The sequence below is a fragment of the Pseudonocardia lutea genome, assembly GCF_042658055.1.
Lineage (GTDB): Bacteria > Actinomycetota > Actinomycetes > Mycobacteriales > Pseudonocardiaceae > Pseudonocardia > Pseudonocardia lutea.
Genome location: NZ_JBHSQK010000040.1, coordinates 1 through 19,827, shown reverse-complemented (window position 1 = coordinate 19,827; position 19,827 = coordinate 1). Strand labels below are relative to the sequence as shown.

General features: G+C 74.3%; 16 protein-coding genes. 7 read left to right on the top strand and 9 right to left on the bottom strand.

Annotation, left to right across the window (positions count from 1 at the left end; genetic code table 11):
* Nucleotides 1-10: 10 nt before the first annotated feature.
* Complete coding sequence (locus ACFQH9_RS16425) at nucleotides 11-1,147, top strand: sensor histidine kinase (RefSeq protein WP_379567001.1); 1,137 nt, start codon at nucleotides 11-13, stop codon at nucleotides 1,145-1,147.
* Here the strand turns inward: ACFQH9_RS16425 and ACFQH9_RS16420 are convergent.
* A complete protein-coding gene (locus ACFQH9_RS16420; RefSeq protein WP_379567000.1) occupies nucleotides 1,140-2,120 on the bottom strand; it encodes a glycosyltransferase family 2 protein in 981 nt (326 codons plus the stop codon). The two genes, ACFQH9_RS16425 and ACFQH9_RS16420, sit on opposite strands and share 8 nt — an antisense overlap.
* 157 nt (nucleotides 2,121-2,277) lie before the next feature.
* On the opposite strand from ACFQH9_RS16420, the gene ACFQH9_RS16415 reads away from it, so the two are divergent.
* On the top strand, nucleotides 2,278-3,168 hold the full coding sequence (locus ACFQH9_RS16415; RefSeq protein WP_379566999.1) for an ATP-grasp fold amidoligase family protein: 891 nt from the start codon (nucleotides 2,278-2,280) through the stop codon (nucleotides 3,166-3,168).
* A 7-nt stretch (nucleotides 3,169-3,175) separates the two neighbouring features.
* Here ACFQH9_RS16415 and ACFQH9_RS16410 read toward each other — a convergent pair whose 3' ends face one another.
* On the bottom strand, nucleotides 3,176-4,528 hold the full coding sequence (locus ACFQH9_RS16410) for a lipopolysaccharide biosynthesis protein (RefSeq protein WP_379566998.1): 1,353 nt from the start codon (nucleotides 4,526-4,528) through the stop codon (nucleotides 3,176-3,178).
* The gene (locus ACFQH9_RS16405; protein WP_379566997.1) at nucleotides 4,525-5,898 is read right to left on the bottom strand and encodes a UDP-glucose dehydrogenase family protein; all 1,374 of its coding nucleotides are present in this window, start codon (nucleotides 5,896-5,898) and stop codon (nucleotides 4,525-4,527) included. The genes ACFQH9_RS16410 and ACFQH9_RS16405 overlap by 4 nt, the downstream gene beginning before the upstream one ends.
* A 242-nt stretch (nucleotides 5,899-6,140) precedes the next feature.
* On the opposite strand from ACFQH9_RS16405, the gene ACFQH9_RS16400 reads away from it, so the two are divergent.
* Nucleotides 6,141-7,367, top strand: coding sequence for an FAD-dependent monooxygenase (locus ACFQH9_RS16400; protein WP_379566996.1), 1,227 nt, complete (start codon nucleotides 6,141-6,143; stop codon nucleotides 7,365-7,367).
* Between the two features lie 29 nt (nucleotides 7,368-7,396).
* Here the strand turns inward: ACFQH9_RS16400 and ACFQH9_RS16395 are convergent, their stop codons facing one another.
* From ACFQH9_RS16395 to ACFQH9_RS16385, 3 genes are all read right to left on the bottom strand, one after another.
* Nucleotides 7,397-8,656: an HRDC domain-containing protein gene (locus ACFQH9_RS16395; RefSeq protein WP_379566995.1), complete on the bottom strand. Its 1,260-nt coding sequence runs from the start codon at nucleotides 8,654-8,656 to the stop codon at nucleotides 7,397-7,399.
* Between the two features lie 91 nt (nucleotides 8,657-8,747).
* Nucleotides 8,748-9,401 carry a response regulator gene (locus tag ACFQH9_RS16390; RefSeq protein WP_156067259.1) on the bottom strand — a complete coding sequence of 218 codons (654 nt, stop codon included), beginning with the start codon at nucleotides 9,399-9,401 and terminating at the stop codon, nucleotides 8,748-8,750.
* A 306-nt stretch (nucleotides 9,402-9,707) separates the two neighbouring features.
* Nucleotides 9,708-10,301, bottom strand: a complete 594-nt coding sequence (locus ACFQH9_RS16385; RefSeq protein WP_379566994.1) for a DUF3000 domain-containing protein — start codon at nucleotides 10,299-10,301, stop codon at nucleotides 9,708-9,710.
* Nucleotides 10,302-10,406: 105 nt separating this feature from the next.
* Here ACFQH9_RS16385 and hemE point away from each other — a divergent pair, with 105 nt between their 5' ends.
* The 3 genes from hemE to hemQ are packed head-to-tail and all read left to right on the top strand — an operon-like array spanning nucleotide 10,407 to nucleotide 13,617.
* On the top strand, nucleotides 10,407-11,459 hold the full coding sequence (gene hemE / locus ACFQH9_RS16380) for a uroporphyrinogen decarboxylase (RefSeq protein ID WP_379566993.1): 1,053 nt from the start codon (nucleotides 10,407-10,409) through the stop codon (nucleotides 11,457-11,459).
* Nucleotides 11,459-12,949 (top strand): protoporphyrinogen oxidase, encoded by a 1,491-nt coding sequence (gene hemG, locus ACFQH9_RS16375; protein ID WP_379566992.1) that lies wholly within the window; start codon nucleotides 11,459-11,461, stop codon nucleotides 12,947-12,949. Before hemE ends, hemG begins: the two co-directional genes overlap by 1 nt.
* The gene (hemQ, locus tag ACFQH9_RS16370; RefSeq protein WP_379566991.1) at nucleotides 12,922-13,617 is read left to right on the top strand and encodes a hydrogen peroxide-dependent heme synthase; all 696 of its coding nucleotides are present in this window, start codon (nucleotides 12,922-12,924) and stop codon (nucleotides 13,615-13,617) included. Before hemG ends, hemQ begins: the two co-directional genes overlap by 28 nt.
* Before the next feature lie 66 nt (nucleotides 13,618-13,683).
* On the opposite strand, the gene msrB is transcribed toward hemQ, so the two are convergent.
* On the bottom strand, nucleotides 13,684-14,145 hold the full coding sequence (msrB, locus tag ACFQH9_RS16365) for a peptide-methionine (R)-S-oxide reductase MsrB (RefSeq protein WP_379566990.1): 462 nt from the start codon (nucleotides 14,143-14,145) through the stop codon (nucleotides 13,684-13,686).
* A 73-nt stretch (nucleotides 14,146-14,218) separates the two neighbouring features.
* Nucleotides 14,219-14,527, bottom strand: a complete 309-nt coding sequence (locus ACFQH9_RS16360) for a hypothetical protein (RefSeq protein ID WP_379566989.1) — start codon at nucleotides 14,525-14,527, stop codon at nucleotides 14,219-14,221.
* A gap of 339 nt (nucleotides 14,528-14,866) precedes the next feature.
* Between ACFQH9_RS16360 and ligD the strand changes: the two genes are divergently transcribed.
* Nucleotides 14,867-15,883 carry a non-homologous end-joining DNA ligase gene (gene ligD, locus ACFQH9_RS16355; RefSeq protein ID WP_379566988.1) on the top strand — a complete coding sequence of 339 codons (1,017 nt, stop codon included), beginning with the start codon at nucleotides 14,867-14,869 and terminating at the stop codon, nucleotides 15,881-15,883.
* Between the two features lie 40 nt (nucleotides 15,884-15,923).
* Here the strand turns inward: ligD and ACFQH9_RS16350 are convergent, their stop codons facing one another.
* On the bottom strand, nucleotides 15,924-18,569 hold the full coding sequence (locus ACFQH9_RS16350) for a LuxR C-terminal-related transcriptional regulator (RefSeq protein ID WP_379566987.1): 2,646 nt from the start codon (nucleotides 18,567-18,569) through the stop codon (nucleotides 15,924-15,926).
* Nucleotides 18,570-19,827: the final 1,258 nt, after the last annotated feature.

Genomic DNA, 19,827 nt, shown 5'->3' with positions numbered 1-19,827 from the left:
GGGGACGACGGTGCGCACGCGGCTCACGCTGCGCTGGCAGCTGACGCTGCTGGGCACCGCGCTGGTCGCGCTGGTCAGCGCCCTGCTGCTCTGGCTGGGCTGGCTGCTGGTGGGCGGGGTCGCGGCGTCGGTGCCCTCGCTGCCGCCCGGCACCCCGGTCCGCGTCGGGACCCTCGAGGTCCCCGCGGAACAGGTCACCGCCGCGGTGCGGGACGCCGCGCGCGCCCAGGTCCTGCACGCCGGCCTGATCGCCTTCCCGCTGGTCGTGCTGGCCGCCGGGCTGACCTCCTGGGTGCTGGTCGGGAGGGTGCTCGCGCCGCTGCACGAGATCACCGCCACCGCACGGCGGCTGTCGGCGGAGAACCTCGACGCCCGGCTGGACCTGCGGGAGGCCCGCGGCGAGCTCGCCGAGCTCGCCACCACCTTCGACGCGATGCTGGCGCGGCTGCAGGGCGCCTTCGACGTGCAGCGCCGGTTCGTCGCCAACGCCAGCCACGAGCTGCGCACCCCGCTCTCGGTGCTGCGCACCGAGGTCGACGTGACCCTGGCCGATCCGGACGCCGACGTCGCCGAGCTGCGGCGGATGGGCGAGGTCGTCCGCGACGCCACGCGCCGGGCGGACGACCTCGTGTCCGGGCTGCTGCTGCTCGCCCGCGCCGAGGCGCTGGGGCGGATCGCCGAGCCGGCGCGGCGCCCGGTGGACCTGCGCGACGCCGGGGCGCACGCGGTGCGGGTCACCGCGACCGAGGCGGCCCGCCGCGGCCTGCGCGTGACGACGACGGGCGGGCCGGCGCCGGTCTTCGGCGACCCGGTCCTGCTCGAGCGGGTGGCGGGCAACCTGGTGGAGAACGCCGTGCGGCACAACCTCGACGGCGGCTGGGTGGAGGTGTGCACCGCGCCGTTCGAGGGCGGTGCGGAGCTGCGGGTCTCCTCCAGCGGGCCGGAGATCGACCCGGCGCGGGTGGGGGAGCTGTTCGAGCCCTTCCGGCGCGGCCCGGTGCCGCGCACCGGCGGGACCGCGGGCTCCGGGCTGGGGTTGTCGATCGTGCGCGCCGTGGTGGCGGCGCACGGCGGGGCGGTGCGCGCCGAGCCGGTGCCGGGCGGCGGCCTGACCGTGGTGGTCCGGCTGCCGGCCGGGCTCAGCTGACGGTCTGCATCACCTTCGAGATCCCGCCGTAGATGCTCGCGCGGGCGCCGTCCCGGGCCGCGCGCATCCTGACCCGGCCCGCCGGGCCGGCGCCGTGCCAGCCGAGCAGGGACTGGCCCCAGCGGCTGCGGGCGAGCCGCGTGGGGCCGGCGGTGAGCGCCTGCCTGGCCCAGCGCTCGGCGATCTCGTCGTGCCCGTCCCGGTAGGCGAACACCGCGGGCTGCACGTAGGCCAGGCCCGGGTGCAGCCGGGTCATCATCGGCGCGTACTCGGTCAGCATCTTGTCCAGCGCCTCGTAGCGGGCGGCGCGGTTGGCGCTGATGCTGCCGGTGCGCATGAGCCGCATGTCGACAAGGTAGCGGCGGATCCCGTAGAAGAGGGGGGTCGACGACCAGGCGCCGATCCGCAGCCACATCTCCAGGTCGACGGCGCTGGCGATGCCGGTGTCGAACACGCCGACCTCGTCGAAGCAGCTCCGCCGCACCAGCAGCGAGCTGCCGTTGTGCGTGGGGTTGTTCTCCGCGAGGAAGCGGTCCATGTCGCAGGGGCCCGCCGGCTGCCAGCGCGGGCCGACGACCCGGCCGCTCTCCAGCATCACCCGGGTGTGGCAGAAGGTCGCGCCGATCGGGCCCGGCGCGGTGTGCATGGTGTGCAGCTGACGGCGGAGGAACTCCGGGTGCCAGCGGTCGTCGCCGTCGAGGAAGGCCACGAACGGCGCCGTGGTCTCGGCGATGCCGAGGTTGCGGGCCGCGCCGGAGCCCGCGTTGGTGGTGGAGACGAGCCGGATCCGGGCGTCGAGGGCCGCCCGCCCGCGGACGACGTCCGCCGTGTCGTCCGTGGAGCCGTCGTCGACGACGACGTATTCGAAGCGGCCCTCGCTCTGCCGCCTCACCGAGTCGATGGCCTCCCCGATCCACCGACCGACGTTGTACGCCGGCGTGATCACCGAGACCACCGCTGTATTCTTCGGCACGAATCGGACCCTAGCAATGGGCGTTCCGTACGGCTCCCGCGCCCCCATTCACTCTTTCGGTTCGTGTGCCACCGGGTGATTACGGGTCGTCCGTCACGCTTTGTGTTTCCCGGACGTGACGGCGGGAGGGTCCGGGCGCTCCGCTATCGTCTCGCAGATGACGTTCGATGCGCGGGTTCTCCTCGCCCGCCGGCTGCGTTTCCTCCCGGACCGGCCCTTCGCCATCGCCAAGCACGCCCTCTTCCAGGGCGAACTGACCACGCTGCGCAACCCCGTGACCTGGTCGCAGCTGCTCGCCGCGAAGAATCTGCGCGTGCAGGACCCCGTCGTGCACCAGACCTCGGACAAGTACGCGGTCCGGGCGTACGTCGCGGAGAAGGTAGGCGAGGATTACCTCATTCCGCTCTACCAGGTCGTCGACAACGCCGCCGATCTCGACTTCGACGCGCTCCCCGGTCCTTGCGTGATCAAGGGGACGCACGGCTGTGACATGACCGTGCTGGTCCCGGACCTGGCGGCGGCCGACCGCGCCGCCATCCGCGAGACCGTCCGGCGCTGGCTCGGCACGGACTTCTACAAGGCGGGCTGGCGCGAGACGCCGTACCGCGGACTGAAGCCGCGCGCGGTCGTCGAGAAGTTCATCGGCACGCCGAAGGGCGACGCGCCCACGGACTACAAGTTCTTCATGTTCAGCGGCGTTCCGGGGATGGTCGTGGTCGACCAGGACCGGTTCACCGGGCACACCTCCACCATGCTCACGCCCGAGTGGCAGCAATACGACATCAGCGGCCGGTTCGCATTCGCCGAGTCGCTGCCCGAGCAGCCGGCGAACTACGCCGAGATGCTCGAGGTCGCCAAGGCACTCAGTGCCGAATTCGCCTTCGCTCGGATCGACCTCTACAACGTGGACGGCAAGATCTATTTCGGCGAGATCACCCACAACCCCGGCGGCGGACTGGTGCGTCTGCAGCCGCGGGAATTCGACCGCGCCCTCGGGGACATGTGGCGCCACGGCACACCGGTCCCCGAGCGCTTCGTGAAGGCCTGATCCCGCGTCAGGCCGGGGCCGGGTCCGGCCGGCTGCGCGGGTTCCGCTGCCCGCGCAGCCACCGCAGCACCACCGGCCCGACGGCCAGGGCGAGCACGATCTCGATCGCGAGCGTCGCCCAGCCCACGGAGTCCAGCCCGAGCGGGCCGTGCAGCACCGCGACGCCCGCGATGAGCAGCACGGACTGCACGAGCTGGATCCAGGCGAGCGGGGCCGTGCGGTTCTCCAGGCGCGTCATGGTCATGTACAGCGACACGACCACGCGCGGGAACACCGAGATCATCAGCAGCTGGAGCAGGAGCGTGGCGTTCTCCCGGTACTGCGTGCCGTAGAGCTGCAGCAGCCAGGGCGCCGCCAGCGCGACGACCACCGAGGCCGGGAGCACGGTGAGCGCGATCCGGCGCAGCACCGCGCGGGCGTAGCGGTGCGCGTGCGCCGGGTCCCGGGCGGCCTCGGCGACCAGGGACGACGTGATGCCCATGGTCAGCAGGTTCATCGCCGTGAACACCGTCTGCGCGGGCAGGAAGTACGCGCCCTCCTCCGGCCCCATCAACCCCACCACGAGGACCGGCAGGAAGGTCGACGACATCTGGTTGAAGACCTGGCCGGCGTAGTCGCCCGCCATGTACCGGGCGAGCGTGCGCCGGCTCACCGGCTCCTGGTCGTGGTGGGTGGCCGCGACGTGCCGGGGGATCAGCCGCCGGAAGAGCAGCAGCGTGACCGGGACGATCAGCGCGACCACCGGCAGCGTCCACGACGTGAACACGCCGTCGCTCACCGCCGTCTGCGCGACGACCACCAGCAGGACCAGCTTGACCACGCCGTAGATCCCGTTCTCCAGCGGGATCCACAGCGACTCGCGCAGCCCGGTGAGCGCCGCGTCCTGCAGGTTGAACAGCGACCAGATCACGACCGACGCCACGAACCACAGCCCGAAGGGCCAGGACATGTGCAGCGGGTCGCCCTCCGCGCGGAACAGGTGGCAGTACACCGCCACGCCGCCGGCGCCGAGGATCCCCAGGCCGGACGAGACGGCGTAGGACAGCAGGACCAGCCGGGCCGACGACGTCCCCGCCCGGGGCAGGAACCGGATCAGCGCCTGGGCGAAGTTCAGCTGGGTCAGCACCGACACCAGCAGCATCAGCGAGGTCAGCGCGTTGCCGCGGCCGACCTCCGGGTCCGGGTAGGTGCGGGCCGCGACGACCCAGTAGAGCAGCCCGAAGGCGGAGTTCACCGCCGTGTTGAGCATCAGGGCGTAGGTGTTGCGGTACAGCGGGACGGCGAGCTCGCGGCGGATCCCGTGGATCCGGCCGCGGAGCCCGGTCCGGGGCGGTGCCTGATCGGTCCCCGCGCGCGTCACCGGCTGCCCGCGCCGGCGTTCGGGCTCTCCCGCGCCTGCCGCCCGATGCCGGACCACGAGAAGCCCGCCCGGCGCACGACGGCCGGGTCGAGCAGGTTCCGGGTGTCCACCACCGTCCGGGAGGCGACGGTCCCGGCCAGCCGGTTCCAGTCCAGCGACCGGAACTCGGGCCACTCGGTGAGCACGACGATCGCCTCGGCGCCCGCGGCGGCCTCGTACGGGTCGTCGACCAGGGTCAGCGTCCGGGGGTCGAGCGCGCCGGCCGCGGCCGAGCCCACCGGGACCCCCGGGTCGTAGCCGACGAGCTCGGCACCGGCCTGGCGGAGCAGCGCGGCCACGCCGAGGGCGGGGGAGTCGCGCAGGTCGTCCGTGCCCGCCTTGAAGGTGAGCCCGAACAGGGCGAGCCGGGTCCTCGTGAGCGGCCCGCCGCGGCGCCCGGTGACCGCCACCCGGACCTTGTCGACCATCCGCTGGAACTGCCGGGTGTTGGTGTCGATGCTCGCCCGCAGCAGCCGGAACTCGAAGTCGGCCGAGTCGGCGACCTGCAGCAGGGCGTGGGTGTCCTTGGGCAGGCAGGAGCCGCCCCAGCCCGGGCCCGGGGAGAGGAAGGCCTGACCGATGCGGCGGTCGTAGCCCATGCCCTCGGTCACGTCGGCGACGTCCGCGTCGACCCGCTCGCACAGCTCCGCCAGCGCGTTGACGTAGGAGAGCTTCATCGCCAGGAAGCAGTTCGCGGCGTACTTGATCATCTCGGCGCTCGCGGCGTCCGTCAGCACGGTCGGCGCGCCGAGGCGGGCGTAGAGCGCGGCGACGCGTTCGGCGGCGTCCTGCGAGGAGTTCGAGCCGACGACGATCCGGTCCGGGTGCAGGAAGTCGTGCACCGCCGAGCCCTCCCGGAGGAACTCGGGGTTGCTGGCGACCTCGACGTCCTCGCGGCCGAGCAGCTCGGCGGTCCGGTCCGCGGTGCCCACCGGCACGGTCGACTTGTTGACGACCACGCAGCCCGGCGGCATGGCCTCGCGGACCTCCTCGACCACGGCCTCGACCGCGGCCAGGTCCGCCACCCCGCCGACACCCATCGGCGTGGGCACGCAGAGGAACAGGACCTCGACCGGGCGGCCCTCGGACTCGAGCTCCTTGAGCGCCTCGGCCGCGCCGACGACGAACGAGAGCCGGCCCGCGGCCAGGCCCTCGGCGACGAGCTCGGCCAACCCGGGCTCGCGGATCGCGATCTCCCCGCGGGAGAGCGCCGCGACCTTCGTCTCGTCGATGTCGGCGCACACCACGCGGTGGCCGAGCGAGGCGAGGCAGGCTCCGGTGGTCAGGCCGACGTAGCCGGTGCCGACCACGGCGACCGTTCGTGCGAACAAGCTGGCTCCCCCTGAGATGTGTCCGACGGCGACACTGCGTCCAACGACCGGGAGGTCGCGTGCGACACGATCGACCGTAGACCAGGGTCCTGGTCGCGGAACGCACAGGTCCGGCCCGTACCCGGCCGTCGGAGCGGTCCCGCGCAATCGTCCGAACGAGTGCCTTGCTACGTTCGCGCCCCGGACGCCCGGCGTTAACGCGCGACGTGTTGGACTCCGGTGGACGAGGGGGAGGGCGCGAGATGAAGGTGCTGTGCGTCGGCGGTGGTCCCGCCGGCCTGTACTCGGCGATCCTGGCCAAGCTGGCCGATCCGACGGCCGAGGTCGAGGTGCTGGAGCGCAACGCGCCCGGCGCCACCCACGGCTGGGGGATCACGTTCGGCGAGGACCTCCTCGACGACCTCTACCGGCACGACGCCGACAGCGGCCGCGCGATCCGGGACGCGGCGATCCTCTGGGGCGACCAGGTCGTGCGGGTCGGCGGCCGCCCGCCCGTGCACATCGGCGGCAAGTACGGCTTCTCGATGGGCCGCGCCGCCCTGCTGGAGATCCTCGCCGCGCGGGCCGCGCAGCTCGGCGTCACGATCCGGTGGGAGACCGAGCTGCCCGAGGACCGGGTGGCGGAGCTCGGCTCCGAGGCCGACCTCGTGATCGCCGCCGACGGGGCGGGCAGCCGCGTGCGCGCGGCGCACGACTTCGGCACCTCGGTGACCACGGGCCGCAACCGCTACATCTGGCTCGGCACCTCGCGGTACCTCGAGCGGTTCACCTTCGCCTTCGAGCGCACGGACGCGGGCTGGATCTGGTTCTACGCCTACCCGTCGACCGGCGGCACCAGCACCTGCATCGTCGAGTGCTCCCCGGAGACCTGGGCGGGGCTGGGCCTGGACACCGCCGGCGTCGACGAGGGCCTCGCGCGGGTGGCGGAGATCTTCGCCGAGCCGCTCGGCGGGGAGCCGCTGGTGCGCCCGCCGGGCCGCGTCGGCAGCTCCGGCACCGCCGCGCCGTGGCTGACCTTCCGGCACCTGCGCAACGCCACGTGGCGCCGCGACAACGTCGTGCTGATGGGCGACGCCGCGCACACCACGCACTTCGGGATCGGCTCGGGCACGGTGCTGGCCGTGCAGGACGCCGTCCGGCTCGCCGAGTCCCTGCGCCTGTTCGCCGACGACCTGCCGGGTGCGCTCGCGGGCTACGAGGCGCTGCGCCGCGCCGAGGTCGGCCGCGTGCAGGAGCAGGCCCTGCGCAACATGCACTGGTTCGAGGAGGTCGACCGCCACCTGGACGGCCAGGACCCGGTCCGGTTCGCCTACACCCTGCTCGACCGGCGCGGCGACCACCCCGAGGCCTGGCGCTACCAGCTGCACAAGGCCACCCAGGTCGAGGGCCTGCGCAAGGTGCGCAAGGGCGTCACGACGGTCCGCCGCACGGTCCGCGCGGTCAAGCGCGGCGAGCGGGTGGGGCTCTAGCTCCCAGGAGATCCTGGGGCTCCTGCCTCCTAGGGCTCCTGCCGCGGCGAGAGCGCCTTCTCGAGCACGGGGGCGGTCAGCGCGATCTGCCAGTTCCGCGCGCCGCCCCGCTCGAGGAAGGCGGGGACGTCGCCGTCGGCCGGCGGCGACCAGCACAGCCGGCGCAGCAGGTCCGGCTGCAGCAGGTTCTCCACCGGAACCGACCAGCGCTCGGACAGCTCGGCGAGGCCGGCGCGGGCGGCGGAGAGCCGGGCCGCGGCGGCCGGGTCGCGGTCGGCCCAGCGGGACACCGGGGGCGGCCCGTCGGTGGCCGCGGCGGGCCGGGGCAGCTCGGCGTCGGGCAGGGCCTGCGCGGACCGCAGGGCGTCGAACCAGTACGACTCGAGCCGGCGCTGCGCGCGCCCGCGGAACACCGGCAGCTGGGAGAGCGCCTTCGGGCTGGTGGGGGAGGCGACGGCCGCCTCGACGATCGCCGAGTCCGGCAGCACCCGCCCGGGCGCGACGTCCCGGTCGGCGGCCAGCCGGTCCCGGGCCTCCCAGAGCGCCCGGACGGCGGCGAGCGCGCGCGGCCTGCGGACCTTGTGGATCCCGGAGGTGCGCCGCCAGGGATCGGCGCGCGGGGGCGGCGGCCCGGCCGTGCGAACCGCCTCGAACTCCTCGAGCGCCCACTCGAGCTTGCCCTGCTCCTCGAGCAGCGCGGCGAGGGCGTCCCGGAGCTCGACGAGCACCTCGACGTCGAGCGCGGCGTAGACGAGCCAGTCCTCGGGCAGCGGCCGGCGTGACCAGTCCGCGGCGCCGTGGCCCTTCTCCAGGCTCAGCCCGAGCATCCGCTCGGTGAGGGGGCCGAGGCCGACGCGGGGCAGCCCCGCCAGCCGGCCGGCCAGCTCGGTGTCGAACAGCCGCGCCGGGCGCAGGCCCGCCTCGGCGAGGCAGGGCAGGTCCTGGGAGGCGGCGTGGAGGACCCACTCGGGGCCGTCGAGGGCCGGCGCGAGGCCGGTCAGGTCGCCGCCGAGCGGGACGGGGTCGACGAGGGCGGTGCCGGCGCCCGCCCGACGCAGCTGCACCAGGTAGGCGCGCTGCGAGTAGCGGAAACCGGAGGCCCGCTCGGCGTCGACGGCGACCGGCACGCTGAAGGGCGCCAGGGCCGCCGTGGTGGCGGCGAGCCCGGCCGCGTCCCGCACCACCTCGGGGAGACCGTCGGCGGGGCGCAGCAGGGGGACCGGGGCGTTCTCCTCGGCGTCACCGTCCGAGGCGGCTCCCTGCGCGGGACCCGGGACACCCCCGGGCACGGCCGAGGGACCGGCCGCCGCGTCCCGCGGCGCCGGCCCGCCCCCCGAGCCGTGCGGAGTCAACGGCGGACTCCGCGAGCGTCGTCTCCGGTCAGCGGATGACCCCGGCCCTCATCGCCAGCGCGACCATCTGAGCACGGTCACCGGTGCCGAGCTTGCGCCCGATCCGGGAGAGGTGGCTCTTCACGGTCAGCGCCGACAGGCTCAGCGCCTCGCCGATCTCCTTGTTCGACTGCCCGTCCGCCACCAGCTGCAGCACCTCGACCTCGCGGGCCGACAGCTCCCGCGGGGTGTTGTCGGTGCCCGGCACGCGGGTGCCGGTCGCCAGCAGCGGCGCGACGGTCGGGTCGGCGTAGACCCCGCCGTCGAGCACCCGCTTGACCCCGTCCGTGACCACGGCGGGCGAGGCGGACTTCAGCAGGTACGCCTGGGCCCCGGCCTGGAAGGCCGACCGGACGGCGTACGGGTCGTCCGAGGAGGCCAGCACGACGAGCCGGTTCCACCCGAGCTGGCGCAGCTCGGTGACGAGATCGAGGCCGCTGCCGTCCGGCAGGCCGAGGTCGAGGATCGCGAGGTCGCACGGCCCGTTGGCCTGCGCCCGCGCACGCGCCTCGGCGACCGAGGCCGCCTCGTGCACCGTGCCGGCGCCCATGGACCGCAGGCGGGCCGCGATGGCCTCCCGCAGCAGCGGGTGGTCGTCGACCACCAGCACGGTGAACTGCTCTTCCCGCGGATGGGGAACCATCGCGGGCTGGAGCACGGCACCCGGGGTGCCGCGCAAGGGTGTGCCCTGGCCTACTACGGCCACGTCACTACCTCCCTGGAGTCGGTCGTTGCCCCCCGACCAACACCGGGACCCCGGTGGGACGGAGAGTTGCGCCCGACCGCCCGAGGAGGTGTCGTGGAGGAACTGTAGCCCCCCAAGCGGTCTAACGTCGTGTATCCGATCGAACTTCTCCGGGTGAAAGTTACAGCCTTGTCGGCGGTGATGCGCCCAGTCGGGTGATCAACGCTCCGTACCCGGGCCGTGACCAGCACCTTCGCCTCCGACTCAGACACTTCGCCGCGCAAGCGTCCGAACTCCCACCGGCGGAAGTCCCGCAGCGGTGGCCACCAGTGTGCAGAACGCCTCCGCGTGTGCCGCAAGGTCCCCATCGGGTTCCAGTGGCGTCCAGGAGGCCCGGAGCTCCACGTCGTCGTCCCGTTTGGGGCCCGCGATGTCGCCGAAGCGCACCGAGGAGGTCTGCGTCACGGTGCCGCCGAGCGCGGTGTGCCGGCCGCCGAGGTCGTCGAGCGCCTCGGTGAGCCAGGACCACGCGACCACGGGGAGCATCTCGTCACCGAGCTGCTCCCGCTCCAGCCGCGCCTGCACGAAGCAGACGAGCCGGAACTCGCCCTCCCAGGCCTCCTGGCCGGCGGGGTCGTGCAGAAGGATCAGCCGCCCGGACGTGTCGGGTTCGTCCAGGTCGTCCGTGCCGTCCCCGCGGTGCACGATGTCGGCCTCGACGCTCGTCGCCCAGCTGTACGGGGCCAGCCGCGGCGGCGCCTCGAGCGACCGGACGACCAGCTCGGGTCGGGGCCGGACGGCCGCGAGGGAGTCGACCGCGCGGCGGAACAGCGGTGGTGGGGCGGCGGGATCGGGCACGGGGCCGGACTGTAGGTCGGCGGCGCGACCGGCGGAAACAGGCGCGCCGCTCTCCGATCGGGTCGATCTGCGGCCCGCCCGGGGGACGTGGGACGATGGGGCGTGATGAACCCGCTCACCACCGTGCCCACCCGGCGGTCGCTGCCCGGTTCCGCGTTCCTCGCCGCGGCGCGTGGCGAGCGCCCGGAGCGGCTGCCGGTGTGGTTCATGCGCCAGGCCGGGCGCTCGCTGCCGGAGTACCGGGCGCTGCGGGCGGACACCGGGATGCTGCAGGCCTGCCTGACCCCGGATCTCACGTGCGAGATCACGATGCAGCCGGTCCGCCGGCACCGGGTCGACGCGGCGATCCTGTTCTCCGACATCGTCGTCCCGCTCCACACCGCCGGGATCGCGGTCGACATCGTGCCCGGCACCGGACCCGTCGTCGCCTCGCCGGTGCGCACCGCCGCCGACGTCGCGGGGCTGCCCACGCTGCACCCGGGCCAGGTCGAGCCGGTCACGGACGCGGTCGCGCTGCTCCTGCGCGAGCTGGGGGAGACCCCGCTGATCGGCTTCGCCGGGGCCCCGTTCACCCTCGCCTCCTACCTCGTGGAGGGCGGCCCGAGCCGCAACCACGAGCGCACCAAGGCGCTGATGCACGCCGCCCCGGAGGTGTGGCACGCGCTCATGGCGCACCTCGCCGAGATCACCGCCACCTTCCTGGAGGCGCAGGTCGCCGCGGGCGTCGACGCGGTGCAGCTCTTCGACTCCTGGGCCGGCGCGCTGTCCGAGCGGGACTACCGCCGCTACGTGCTGCCGCACTCGGCGACCGTGCTGGCCCGGGTCGCCGGGGCCGGCGTCCCGCGCTTCCACTTCGGCGTCGGCACGGCCGAGCTGCTGGGCGCCATGACCGAGGCCGGCGCGGACGTCATCGGCGTCGACTGGCGCACCCCGCTCGACGTCGCCGCCCGCCGCGCGGGTGGCCGGGTGCCGGTGCAGGGCAACCTCGACCCGGCGGTGCTGTTCGCGGACTTCGCCTCCGTCGCGGAGGAGGTCCGGCGGATCGCGGCCGAGGGCGCCCGCGCGCCGGGGCACGTGTTCAACCTGGGCCACGGGGTGCTCCCGGGCACCGACCCGGACATGATCACCCGCACCGTCGAGCTGGTGCACTCGCTCTGATGCCCCGCTCGGTCGCCGTCGTCGGGGCCGGGATCTCCGGTCTGGCCGCGGCCCACCGGCTGCGCGCCCTGCTCGGCCCGCAGGCCCGGATCGTCGTCGTCGAGCGGTCGGAGCGGGTCGGCGGGGTGCTGCGGACCGTCGACCTCGCGGGGCGTCCCTTCGACGTGGGCGCCGAGGCCTTCCTCGCCCGCCGTCCCGAGGTTCCGGCGCTGCTCGCCGAGCTCGGCCTCGCGGACGAGGTCGTGCACCCCACCGGGGCGCGGCCCACGATCCGCGCGGGCGGTCGCACGGTCGGCATGCCGGGCGGCACGCTCATGGGCGTCCCGACGACCTCGGCGCAGCTCGACGGCGTGCTCTCCGAGGCCGGGCTGGCCGCCGCGGTCGCCGAGCCGGAGCGGCCGCTGCGGTGGGAGCCGGGCCAGGACGCCGCCCTGGGCGTGCTGCTGCGCGAGCGGTTCGGCCCCGAGGTTCCCGCCCGGCTCACCGACCCGTTGCTCGGCGGGGTCTACGCCGGCCGCGTGGACGAGCACGGCCTGCGCGCCACCGTGCCCGCCCTCGCCGCCGCGCTCGACGCCGGTGCCCCGTCGGTCACGGTGGCCGCGACCCGGGCCGCCCCGCCGGCGCGCGTCCGGCCCGCCGCGGAGGGGGAGTCCGGCGGGCCGCGCGTGTCCGGGCAGGCCGCCGGTCCGGTGTTCGGTGCGGTCCGCGGGGGCTACGGCGCGCTGCTGGACGCGCTGCGGGTCGCCTCGGGTGCGGAGCTGCGCCTGGGCACCACGGTGCGCGAGCTGGAGCGCCGGGAGCACGGCTGGCGGCTCGTGGTCGGCCCCACCACCGCCCCCGAGGCGCTCGACGTCGACGCCGTGGTGCTCGCCGTGCCGGCCCCGGCCGTGCGGAAGCTGCTCGACGGGCCGGTCCCCGCCGCGGCGGCCGCGGTCGCGGGGATCGAGCTCGCGTCGTCGGTCGTGATCGCCTTCGCGTTCCGTGGGATCACCGGGCCGGAGACGTCCGGGGTGCTGGTCGCGGCCGACGAGCCGCTGTCGATCAAGGCGGCCACGCACTCGTCGAGCAAGTGGGGACACGTCTCGCCGGACGGCCTCGTCCGGCTCCGGGTCTCCCTCGGCCGGTTCGGCGAGGCCGCCACCCTCCGGGTCGACGACGCCGAGCTCGTCGCCCGCGCCCGCGCGGACCTCGCGACCCTGCACGGGATCACGGCCGATCCGGTGGCGGTGCACGTCCAGCGCTGGGGCGGCAGCCTGCCGCAGTACGCACCCGGCCACCTGGACCGGGTGGCCGCCCTCGAGGCCGCCGTGGCGGAGGTCCCCGGGCTGGAGGTCGTCGGGGCGGCGCTGCACGGGGTCGGCGTGCCGGCCTGCGTCGGGACCGCCCGCGCCGCCGCGGAGCGCCTGGCCCGAGTGGCGGGGACCGCAGATCCCGGCCGCGGCCCGCGTGGCAGCATGGAGGCATGGCCCGCCTCGACTACGCCGAGCTGAACGCGACGATCCGCTACACGATGTGGTCGGTCTTCCGGGTGGAACCCGGGAAGCTCGGCGAGGAGCGCTCCGGCGCGGCCACCCAGGCCGCCGAGTTCGTCGAGGCCCTCGAGGGCAAGGGCGTCGTGGTGCGCGGGGTCTACGACCTGGCGGGCCTGCGGGCCGACGCGGACTACATGATCTGGTGGCACGCGGAGAACGTCGAGGCGCTGCAGGCGGCCTACGCCGACCTCCGCCGCGAGACCGCCCTCGGCCGCGCGTCGGTCCCGGTGTGGAGCCAGACCGCGCTGCACCGGCCGGCGGAGTTCAACAAGAGCCACATCCCGGCCTTCCTCGCCGGGGAGGACCCCAAGAAGTACGTCTGCGTGTACCCCTTCGTCCGCAGCTACGAGTGGTACCTCCTGCCGGACGCCGAGCGCCGGACGATGCTCGCCGACCACGGCAAGGAGGCCCGGGACTACCCCGATGTGCGGGCCAACACCGTGCCGGCCTTCGCGCTCGGCGACTACGAGTGGATCCTCGCCTTCGAGGCCGACGAGCTGTACCGGATCGTCGACCTGATGCGCCACCTGCGCGCCACCGAGGCGCGCCGGCACGTCCGCGTCGAGGTCCCCTTCTACACCGGCCCGCGCGTGCAGATCGGCGACCTGGTCACGGCCCTGCCCTGACCGGCCCCGGACGGCGGAGAAGCCCCGCACCCGGACGGGAGCGGGGCCTCCCGGTGCCCGCGGGTCCTACTCGGCGGGCTCCAGCGTCATCGAGATCGAGTTGATGCAGTAGCGCAGGTCCGTGGGCGTGGGGTACCCCTCGCCCTCGAACACGTGGCCCAGGTGGCTGTGGCACGCCGCGCACAGCACCTCGACCCGGCGCATGCCGAGCGAGTCGTCCGCCCGCTCGATCACGGCCGCGTCCTCCGGCGCGTAGAAGGACGGCCACCCGCAGTGCGACTCGAACTTGGTCTCGCTGCGGAACAGCTCCGCGCCGCAGGCCCGGCACTTGTACACGCCGACGGTCTTCGTGTCGGTGTACTCACCCACGAAGGGCCGCTCGGTGCCCGCCTGCCGCAGCACGTGGTACTCGGCGGGGCTGAGCCGGGCCCGCCACTCCTCGTCGGACCTCACGACGGACGGGGCCGGCTCCTGTGCCGTCTTCTCCGCCGTGTCCCGCGAACCGGACTCCTTGCCGAACAGACCCATGGCGTCACGCTAACCCTTCCCGGCACGAGGGTGCCGTCCCGTCCAACGCGCGTGGCGCCCCGGATGTTTCGCCCTACAACCAGGTCCCGAGGACGAAGACGAGCGCGTTGCCGACCACCCACACCACGCCCACGAGCAGCAGCACCACGACCAGCACCGCCGCCCAGTACCGCCCGCCCTGCGCGCGGTTCGCGGACTCCGCGAAGTCCTGCACCCCGTCCAGGTAGCCCTCGACGGTGAACGACGGGCGGTCGCGCTGCATCCGGTCGAGGTGCTGGGCGAAGGCGCGGGCCTCGGGGTCCTCCGGGTCGAGCCCGACCAGCTCGTCGTCGAAGCGCCGGGCCCACGCGGGCTCCCGGTGGCGCGGCTCCGGCGGGGTCATGGACCGAGCGTAGCGCCGCGAATCCGCTCCTCGCCCCGATCACCTCGTGGCGAGGTCGGTCCCCACGGCCACGGCGCCCAGGGGACGACGGCGGCCGGGCTCGACGTGCGCGTCCGCGGCTCGGGCGAGCCGGTGCTGCTCGCGCACGGGTCCGGAGGTGGACCGGACTCCTGGGCGGCCGTCGCCGACGGGCTCGCCCACGAGGGCTCGCGGCCGCGCTGCCCCGTGCCGAGTGGGTCGCGGGGAAGGGGCAGTCGCACTTCGCCGTCTCCACGGCTCCGTCGCTGGTCGCGGGCGTGATCCGGGATTTCGTCGGCCGGCACCGGTAGGTTGCGCGCCATGGCGTCGAAGGCGGTCGAGCTGCTCACGGTCCCCGGTCCCGAGGGCCCCCGCGAGGTGCGTCTGACCAGCCCGGACAAGGTGATCTTCCCGGCGCTCGGGATCACCAAGCGCGAGGTGATGGAGTACTACCTCGCCGTGTCCGGCCCGATGACCGAGGTCCTCCGGGACCGGCCGACCAACCTCAAGCGCTATCCGGACGGTGTCGAGGGCGAGCCGTTCTTCGCCAAGCGGCTGCCGAAGGGCGCGCCGGGGTGGGTGCGCACCGCACGGGTCACCTTCCCCAGCGGCCGCACCGCGGACACCTTCGCGCCGTCGGAGCCCGCGGCGATCGCCTGGGCCGCCAACATGGGCACCCTCGACTTCCACCCCTGGCCGGTCCGGGCGCCGGACACCGATCATCCGGACGAGCTGCGCATCGACCTCGACCCGCAGCCGGGCACGGACTTCGCCGACGCGGTCGCCGTCGCGGCCGTCGTGCGCGAGGTGCTCGCCGAGGCCGGCCTCACGGGGTGGCCCAAGACCTCGGGCGGGCGGGGCATCCACGTCGCGGCGCCCATCCGCCCCGAGTGGGACTTCGTCCAGGTCCGCCGGGCGGTCATCGCCCTCGCGCGCCGCGTCACCGACCGCATCCCGGACAGGGCGACGGTGGCGTGGTGGAAGGAGGAGCGCGGCGAGCGGGTGTTCCTCGACTTCAACCAGGCGGCGCGGGACCGGACCATCGCCTCGGCCTGGTCGGTCCGCGGCCTTCCCCGGGCCACGGTGTCCATGCCCCTCACGTGGGAGTCGCTGCCGGAGGTCGCCCCCGAGGACTTCACCGTCCGCACGGTGCCGGGGCTGCTGGCCGACCACGGCGACCCCCACGCGGCCATGCACCGCGAGCCGGGCGGCTGCGAACAGGCGCTCGAGTGGTACGAGGAGAGCGGGCTGGGGGAGATGCCCTACCCGCCGGAGTACCCGAAGATGCCCGACGAGCCGATGCGGGTGCAGCCCTCCCGGGCGCGGAACCCCGGCTGAGCTCGCGCGACGGACCGTCCACCACGGTCGCCCGCCTTGCTCAACCCTCGGCCTCCAGCGCCTGCCGGAGCGCGGCGCGACTGTTGATCCCCAGCTTGTCGTAGACGTGCGCGAGATGCGTCTCGACCGTCCGTACGGAGAGCACCAGCTTGCGGGCGATGTCGAGATTGCTCGTTCCGGCGGCGGCCAGCACGGCGATCTCGTGCTCCCGCTTCGTGAGCGAGGGTGGGTTCAGCTGATCGAGGGCAGGGGTCCAGGCGCCGCCCGCCGCCCTCGCGAGCCGGGTCGCGCGGGCGGTCGAGGTGGACGCCTTCCTCTGGTGGCGTGCTCGTTGGTGAAGCCTCGCGGCCTGCGCCGCCGCATCGGCCGCCAGGAGACGCGCGCCCAGCGACTCGAACCTCTCGGCCACACCGTCGAGAGCGTCGCCCGACCCGTCGACGATCGCCCGGGCGTGTTCCGCGAAGAGGACGACCAGGTGGCCGTCGACCCGCGCGGCGAGCTCACCGAGCCGCTCGGCAACGTCCGCGGCGCGGCCCAGACGGGCGGCAGTGTGCAGCGCCTCGGCCTCGGCGAGCCGCTGCCCCGCACCGGCGGCCGAGGATACCGCTCGCAGCGCGGCCTCGGCTCCCACATCGAGCCCGTCCGCGCGGGCTGAGCTCCAGGCACGGGCGAGGTGGAGGTGCGGTGCAAACCCGCCCAGGACGGGCCGGTCCGACGCGACGATCTCGGCCAGCACCTGTTCGCCGGCGCGGTCGTCGCGGAGGACGACGTGCGTCTCCACCAGCTTCGCCAGGCACAGCGGTGCACACCCGATCGGGTCGCTGTCCGCGAGCCGGGCAGCGGCTTCGGTCAACCAGCGGGCGGCGGCGGAGGGGAGGCCGCTCGCCAGCGCCGCCAACCCGAGCGCGAGCCCGCCCATCGCGTCGCACGCGGAGGGTGCCTGGGCCATCGTCGCTCGGTGCTGCTCGGCGGCGACCGTCTCCGCCTCCCGGATCCGCCCGGTGAGGAGCAGCCCGCCGAGCTCGGCGTGCCGGAGCATGGTGCGGGTGATCGACAGTTCGGGGTCGGCGGTGCATTCCCCGAACGCCGCCCAGCCGCGGGCCACGGCCGCGAGTGACTCGTCCCCGCGGCCGAGCGCACAGAGCCCGAAGGCCGAGGCGAGGGATTCCCAGAGTCGTAGCCAGCCTCCCGACCCCTCTGTCGACGGAGCGCTCGAGGCCAGCCGGACGGACTCCTCGGGCCTGCCCGCGAAGTACTGCAGCACTGCCCGGACCGCTGTTGCCGCACGCCCTCCCCGGCCCAGAGAGGTCAGGGCGTCGTCGACCCGACCGAGTCCGAAGAACTGGGTGAGCGCGCGGGTCGTGGCGAGCCGTGCACGATGATCCTCGGTGTCCGCAAGGGGCAGGGCGTCCACCGCGACGCGTTCGGCCTCGTCGTGTCGCCCCTGCCACCGCAGCGCTTCGGCGAGCGCAACGGACGCGAGGCCGCCGGCCTCGAACCCGAGCGCCGCGCGCGCGAGCCGCTCGGCCAGCTCGTGGTCCGACATCGCGTTGGCCTGCAGTGCCGCACGAGCGAGCACGGCCGGCTCGACGTGTTCGCCGAGCACGAGGAGCAGCTCGGCGATCCGCACGGGGTTCTCCCGGGTCCAGCGTCGGATGCACGCGGTCCGGGCGAGCCGGTGCCGGAGCTGCTCCGCTTCGGCCTGGGGCGTCCGGGTGCAGAGCACCTCCTTGTGCAGGGGCTGGGCCAGGCGTGCCTCGGAGCCGCCGGGCACCTGCTCGGTCACGACGATCCCCCGGCGCTCGAGCCCGGCCACCACGTCCGGAGACGCCAACCCGACGAGGTCTCCGAGATCCAGTTGGTTCGCGATGGCGAGCAGCTCCGCCGCCGACCGCGCGGCCGGGTCCAGCTCCCCGAGCTGCGCCTGCACCACCTCCGTGAGGCGTTGGGTCAGCACGAGGCGGCCCTGCCAACGCCAGACACCGCGCGCCTTCCGGAACCGCCCGGTCTCGTGGCCCGCGGCGACCAGCTCGTGCAGGAACAGCGCGGCGCCGCTGCTCGTCTGCCACAGGTACTCACAGGTCCGACTGTCGACCGTGCCGGCGAGGACCGCGGTGAGCAGCCGCTCCACCTGCGCGCGCGTCAGCGGGGCGAGCTCGATCCTCCTCGCCAACCCGTCCTTCCACAGCGCCGCCACGGAGTCCGGAGCCGGCGCGCCGCTGCGTACCGTGAGCACGACGCTCGCAGTACGGGTCAGCACCAGCCGGTGCACGAGCGCGGCGGACAGATCGTCGAGGAGATGGGCGTCGTCGATCCCGACGAGGGCCGGCCCACGCTCGCTCGGCTGGAGCGCGGACGCCAGTGCCTGCCAGGCCGCGGCCGGATCCGTCGCGCCCGCCACGGGAAGCAGGTGGGCCAGCGCGCAGAGCGGGATCGCCGCGATCTCCCGGGTGCACGTCACCCACTCCGTGTGCCGTCCCGCGCGCTGCGCGGCCCGCACGGCCTCCTGAGCCAGTCGGGTCCTGCCCACGCCCGGTGCACCGGAGATCACGACCGAGCCGGGTTCTGCCCGGCCGACGGCATCGAGGACGACCAGGAGCTCGCGATCGCGACCGAGGAACGGCCAGATCCCGCCGGACGGCTCGGGTGACCCGAGCCGACCGTCGAAGGGCCTCCCTGGGAACACTCCGCGGAATCGGACGGAAGCCTGGCCCGGCCACTCGTGAGCCTTGTCGTCCTGCACCCGCTCCCCACCCTCACCGAGTGCGGAACGCCGACGGCACGACCGGAAGCGGTTCGGCCGACGAGCATCCTGGCGTTCGGCGCAATTCTTTGGGCAATTCGTCGTCCCACCCAATGGCAACCCGGCGGTCCGCAATTCGCCACGCTACCCGCTCCCAGTGTGGCGCAAAATCGCGCCTCCGTGAATCGAGGCCGGGCGGCTCGTCCCGCAGAGTGCGTGCGGCGTCCGTTGTGCCCGCATCAAGCCCCTGTGCGGTCGGCCGCCGAAGGATCGACGAGCTCGTCACTGAAAGTCGGTAGATCCACGCGAGAATGTACGTAATCGGAGACGTCACGTCCGTGCCGGCTACGTGGCCAGTTCCATGGCTTCTGCACACGACCTCGTCGTGATCCCGCGAGCGCGAGCGCGGCAGGGGCGAGTGGCACTCGGTGGTCCGGATGCAGACTCTCGCTGTCCCCATTCACCTCGGGAGGGAATGTCGCTCGACCATCTCCTGCACGATGGGGCGGCGAGCGCCAGTGACCCCTGCGAAGGCCTGGCGGTCGAGCGGTTGCCCGGACCGTCCCTCCCGTCTCGTACCGCGGGTGAAGCGACGCAGACGCGATGACAGAGGACAAGCGATCGGCCGCCCCAGGACGGGCTGCCTCCCGCACCCACCCCGCGACCGGCGGCCGCCCTCGACGGCGACGGCATCGACGACCTCACCTCGCTGCCCTCGCGCACCCGCCGAAGCGCGTGACAGGCATCGGACATGGCGCAACCGCGAAGGCCGCGCAGGGGGCGAACGCGCGACGGGCTGCGCGGGGAAGGGAGCCGGCCCGACGGCCGCGTGAGAGAACGGGCCGGATGCGTCGGGCCAGATCGCGCCGCCGGGACAGGACCATCTGCCCAGGGATGCCAAGTGACCGCGAACTCGCTGGTCATCTGGCCGACGACCGCTGCCGGTCCGCGGCGGGACCTCCGAAGCACCGAACCACGGACGGAAGTGTGAGCGCCGTCATGGATCACGAAATCTCCCGTCAACCTGGCCTCGAACGCGGTCCGCCGCCCTCTGACCTGCGGATTCCTCGCGCGAACCGGGTGGGGCCCCCCGTTTTGCACCCGTCATCGGGGGCGTGTAGTTTTCTCCTCGTCAGCGAGACGCCGGACAGAACGAGCCCCTGAGGTTCGGTCAACAGGCCCGCTGGCCGCCCCCCGAGCC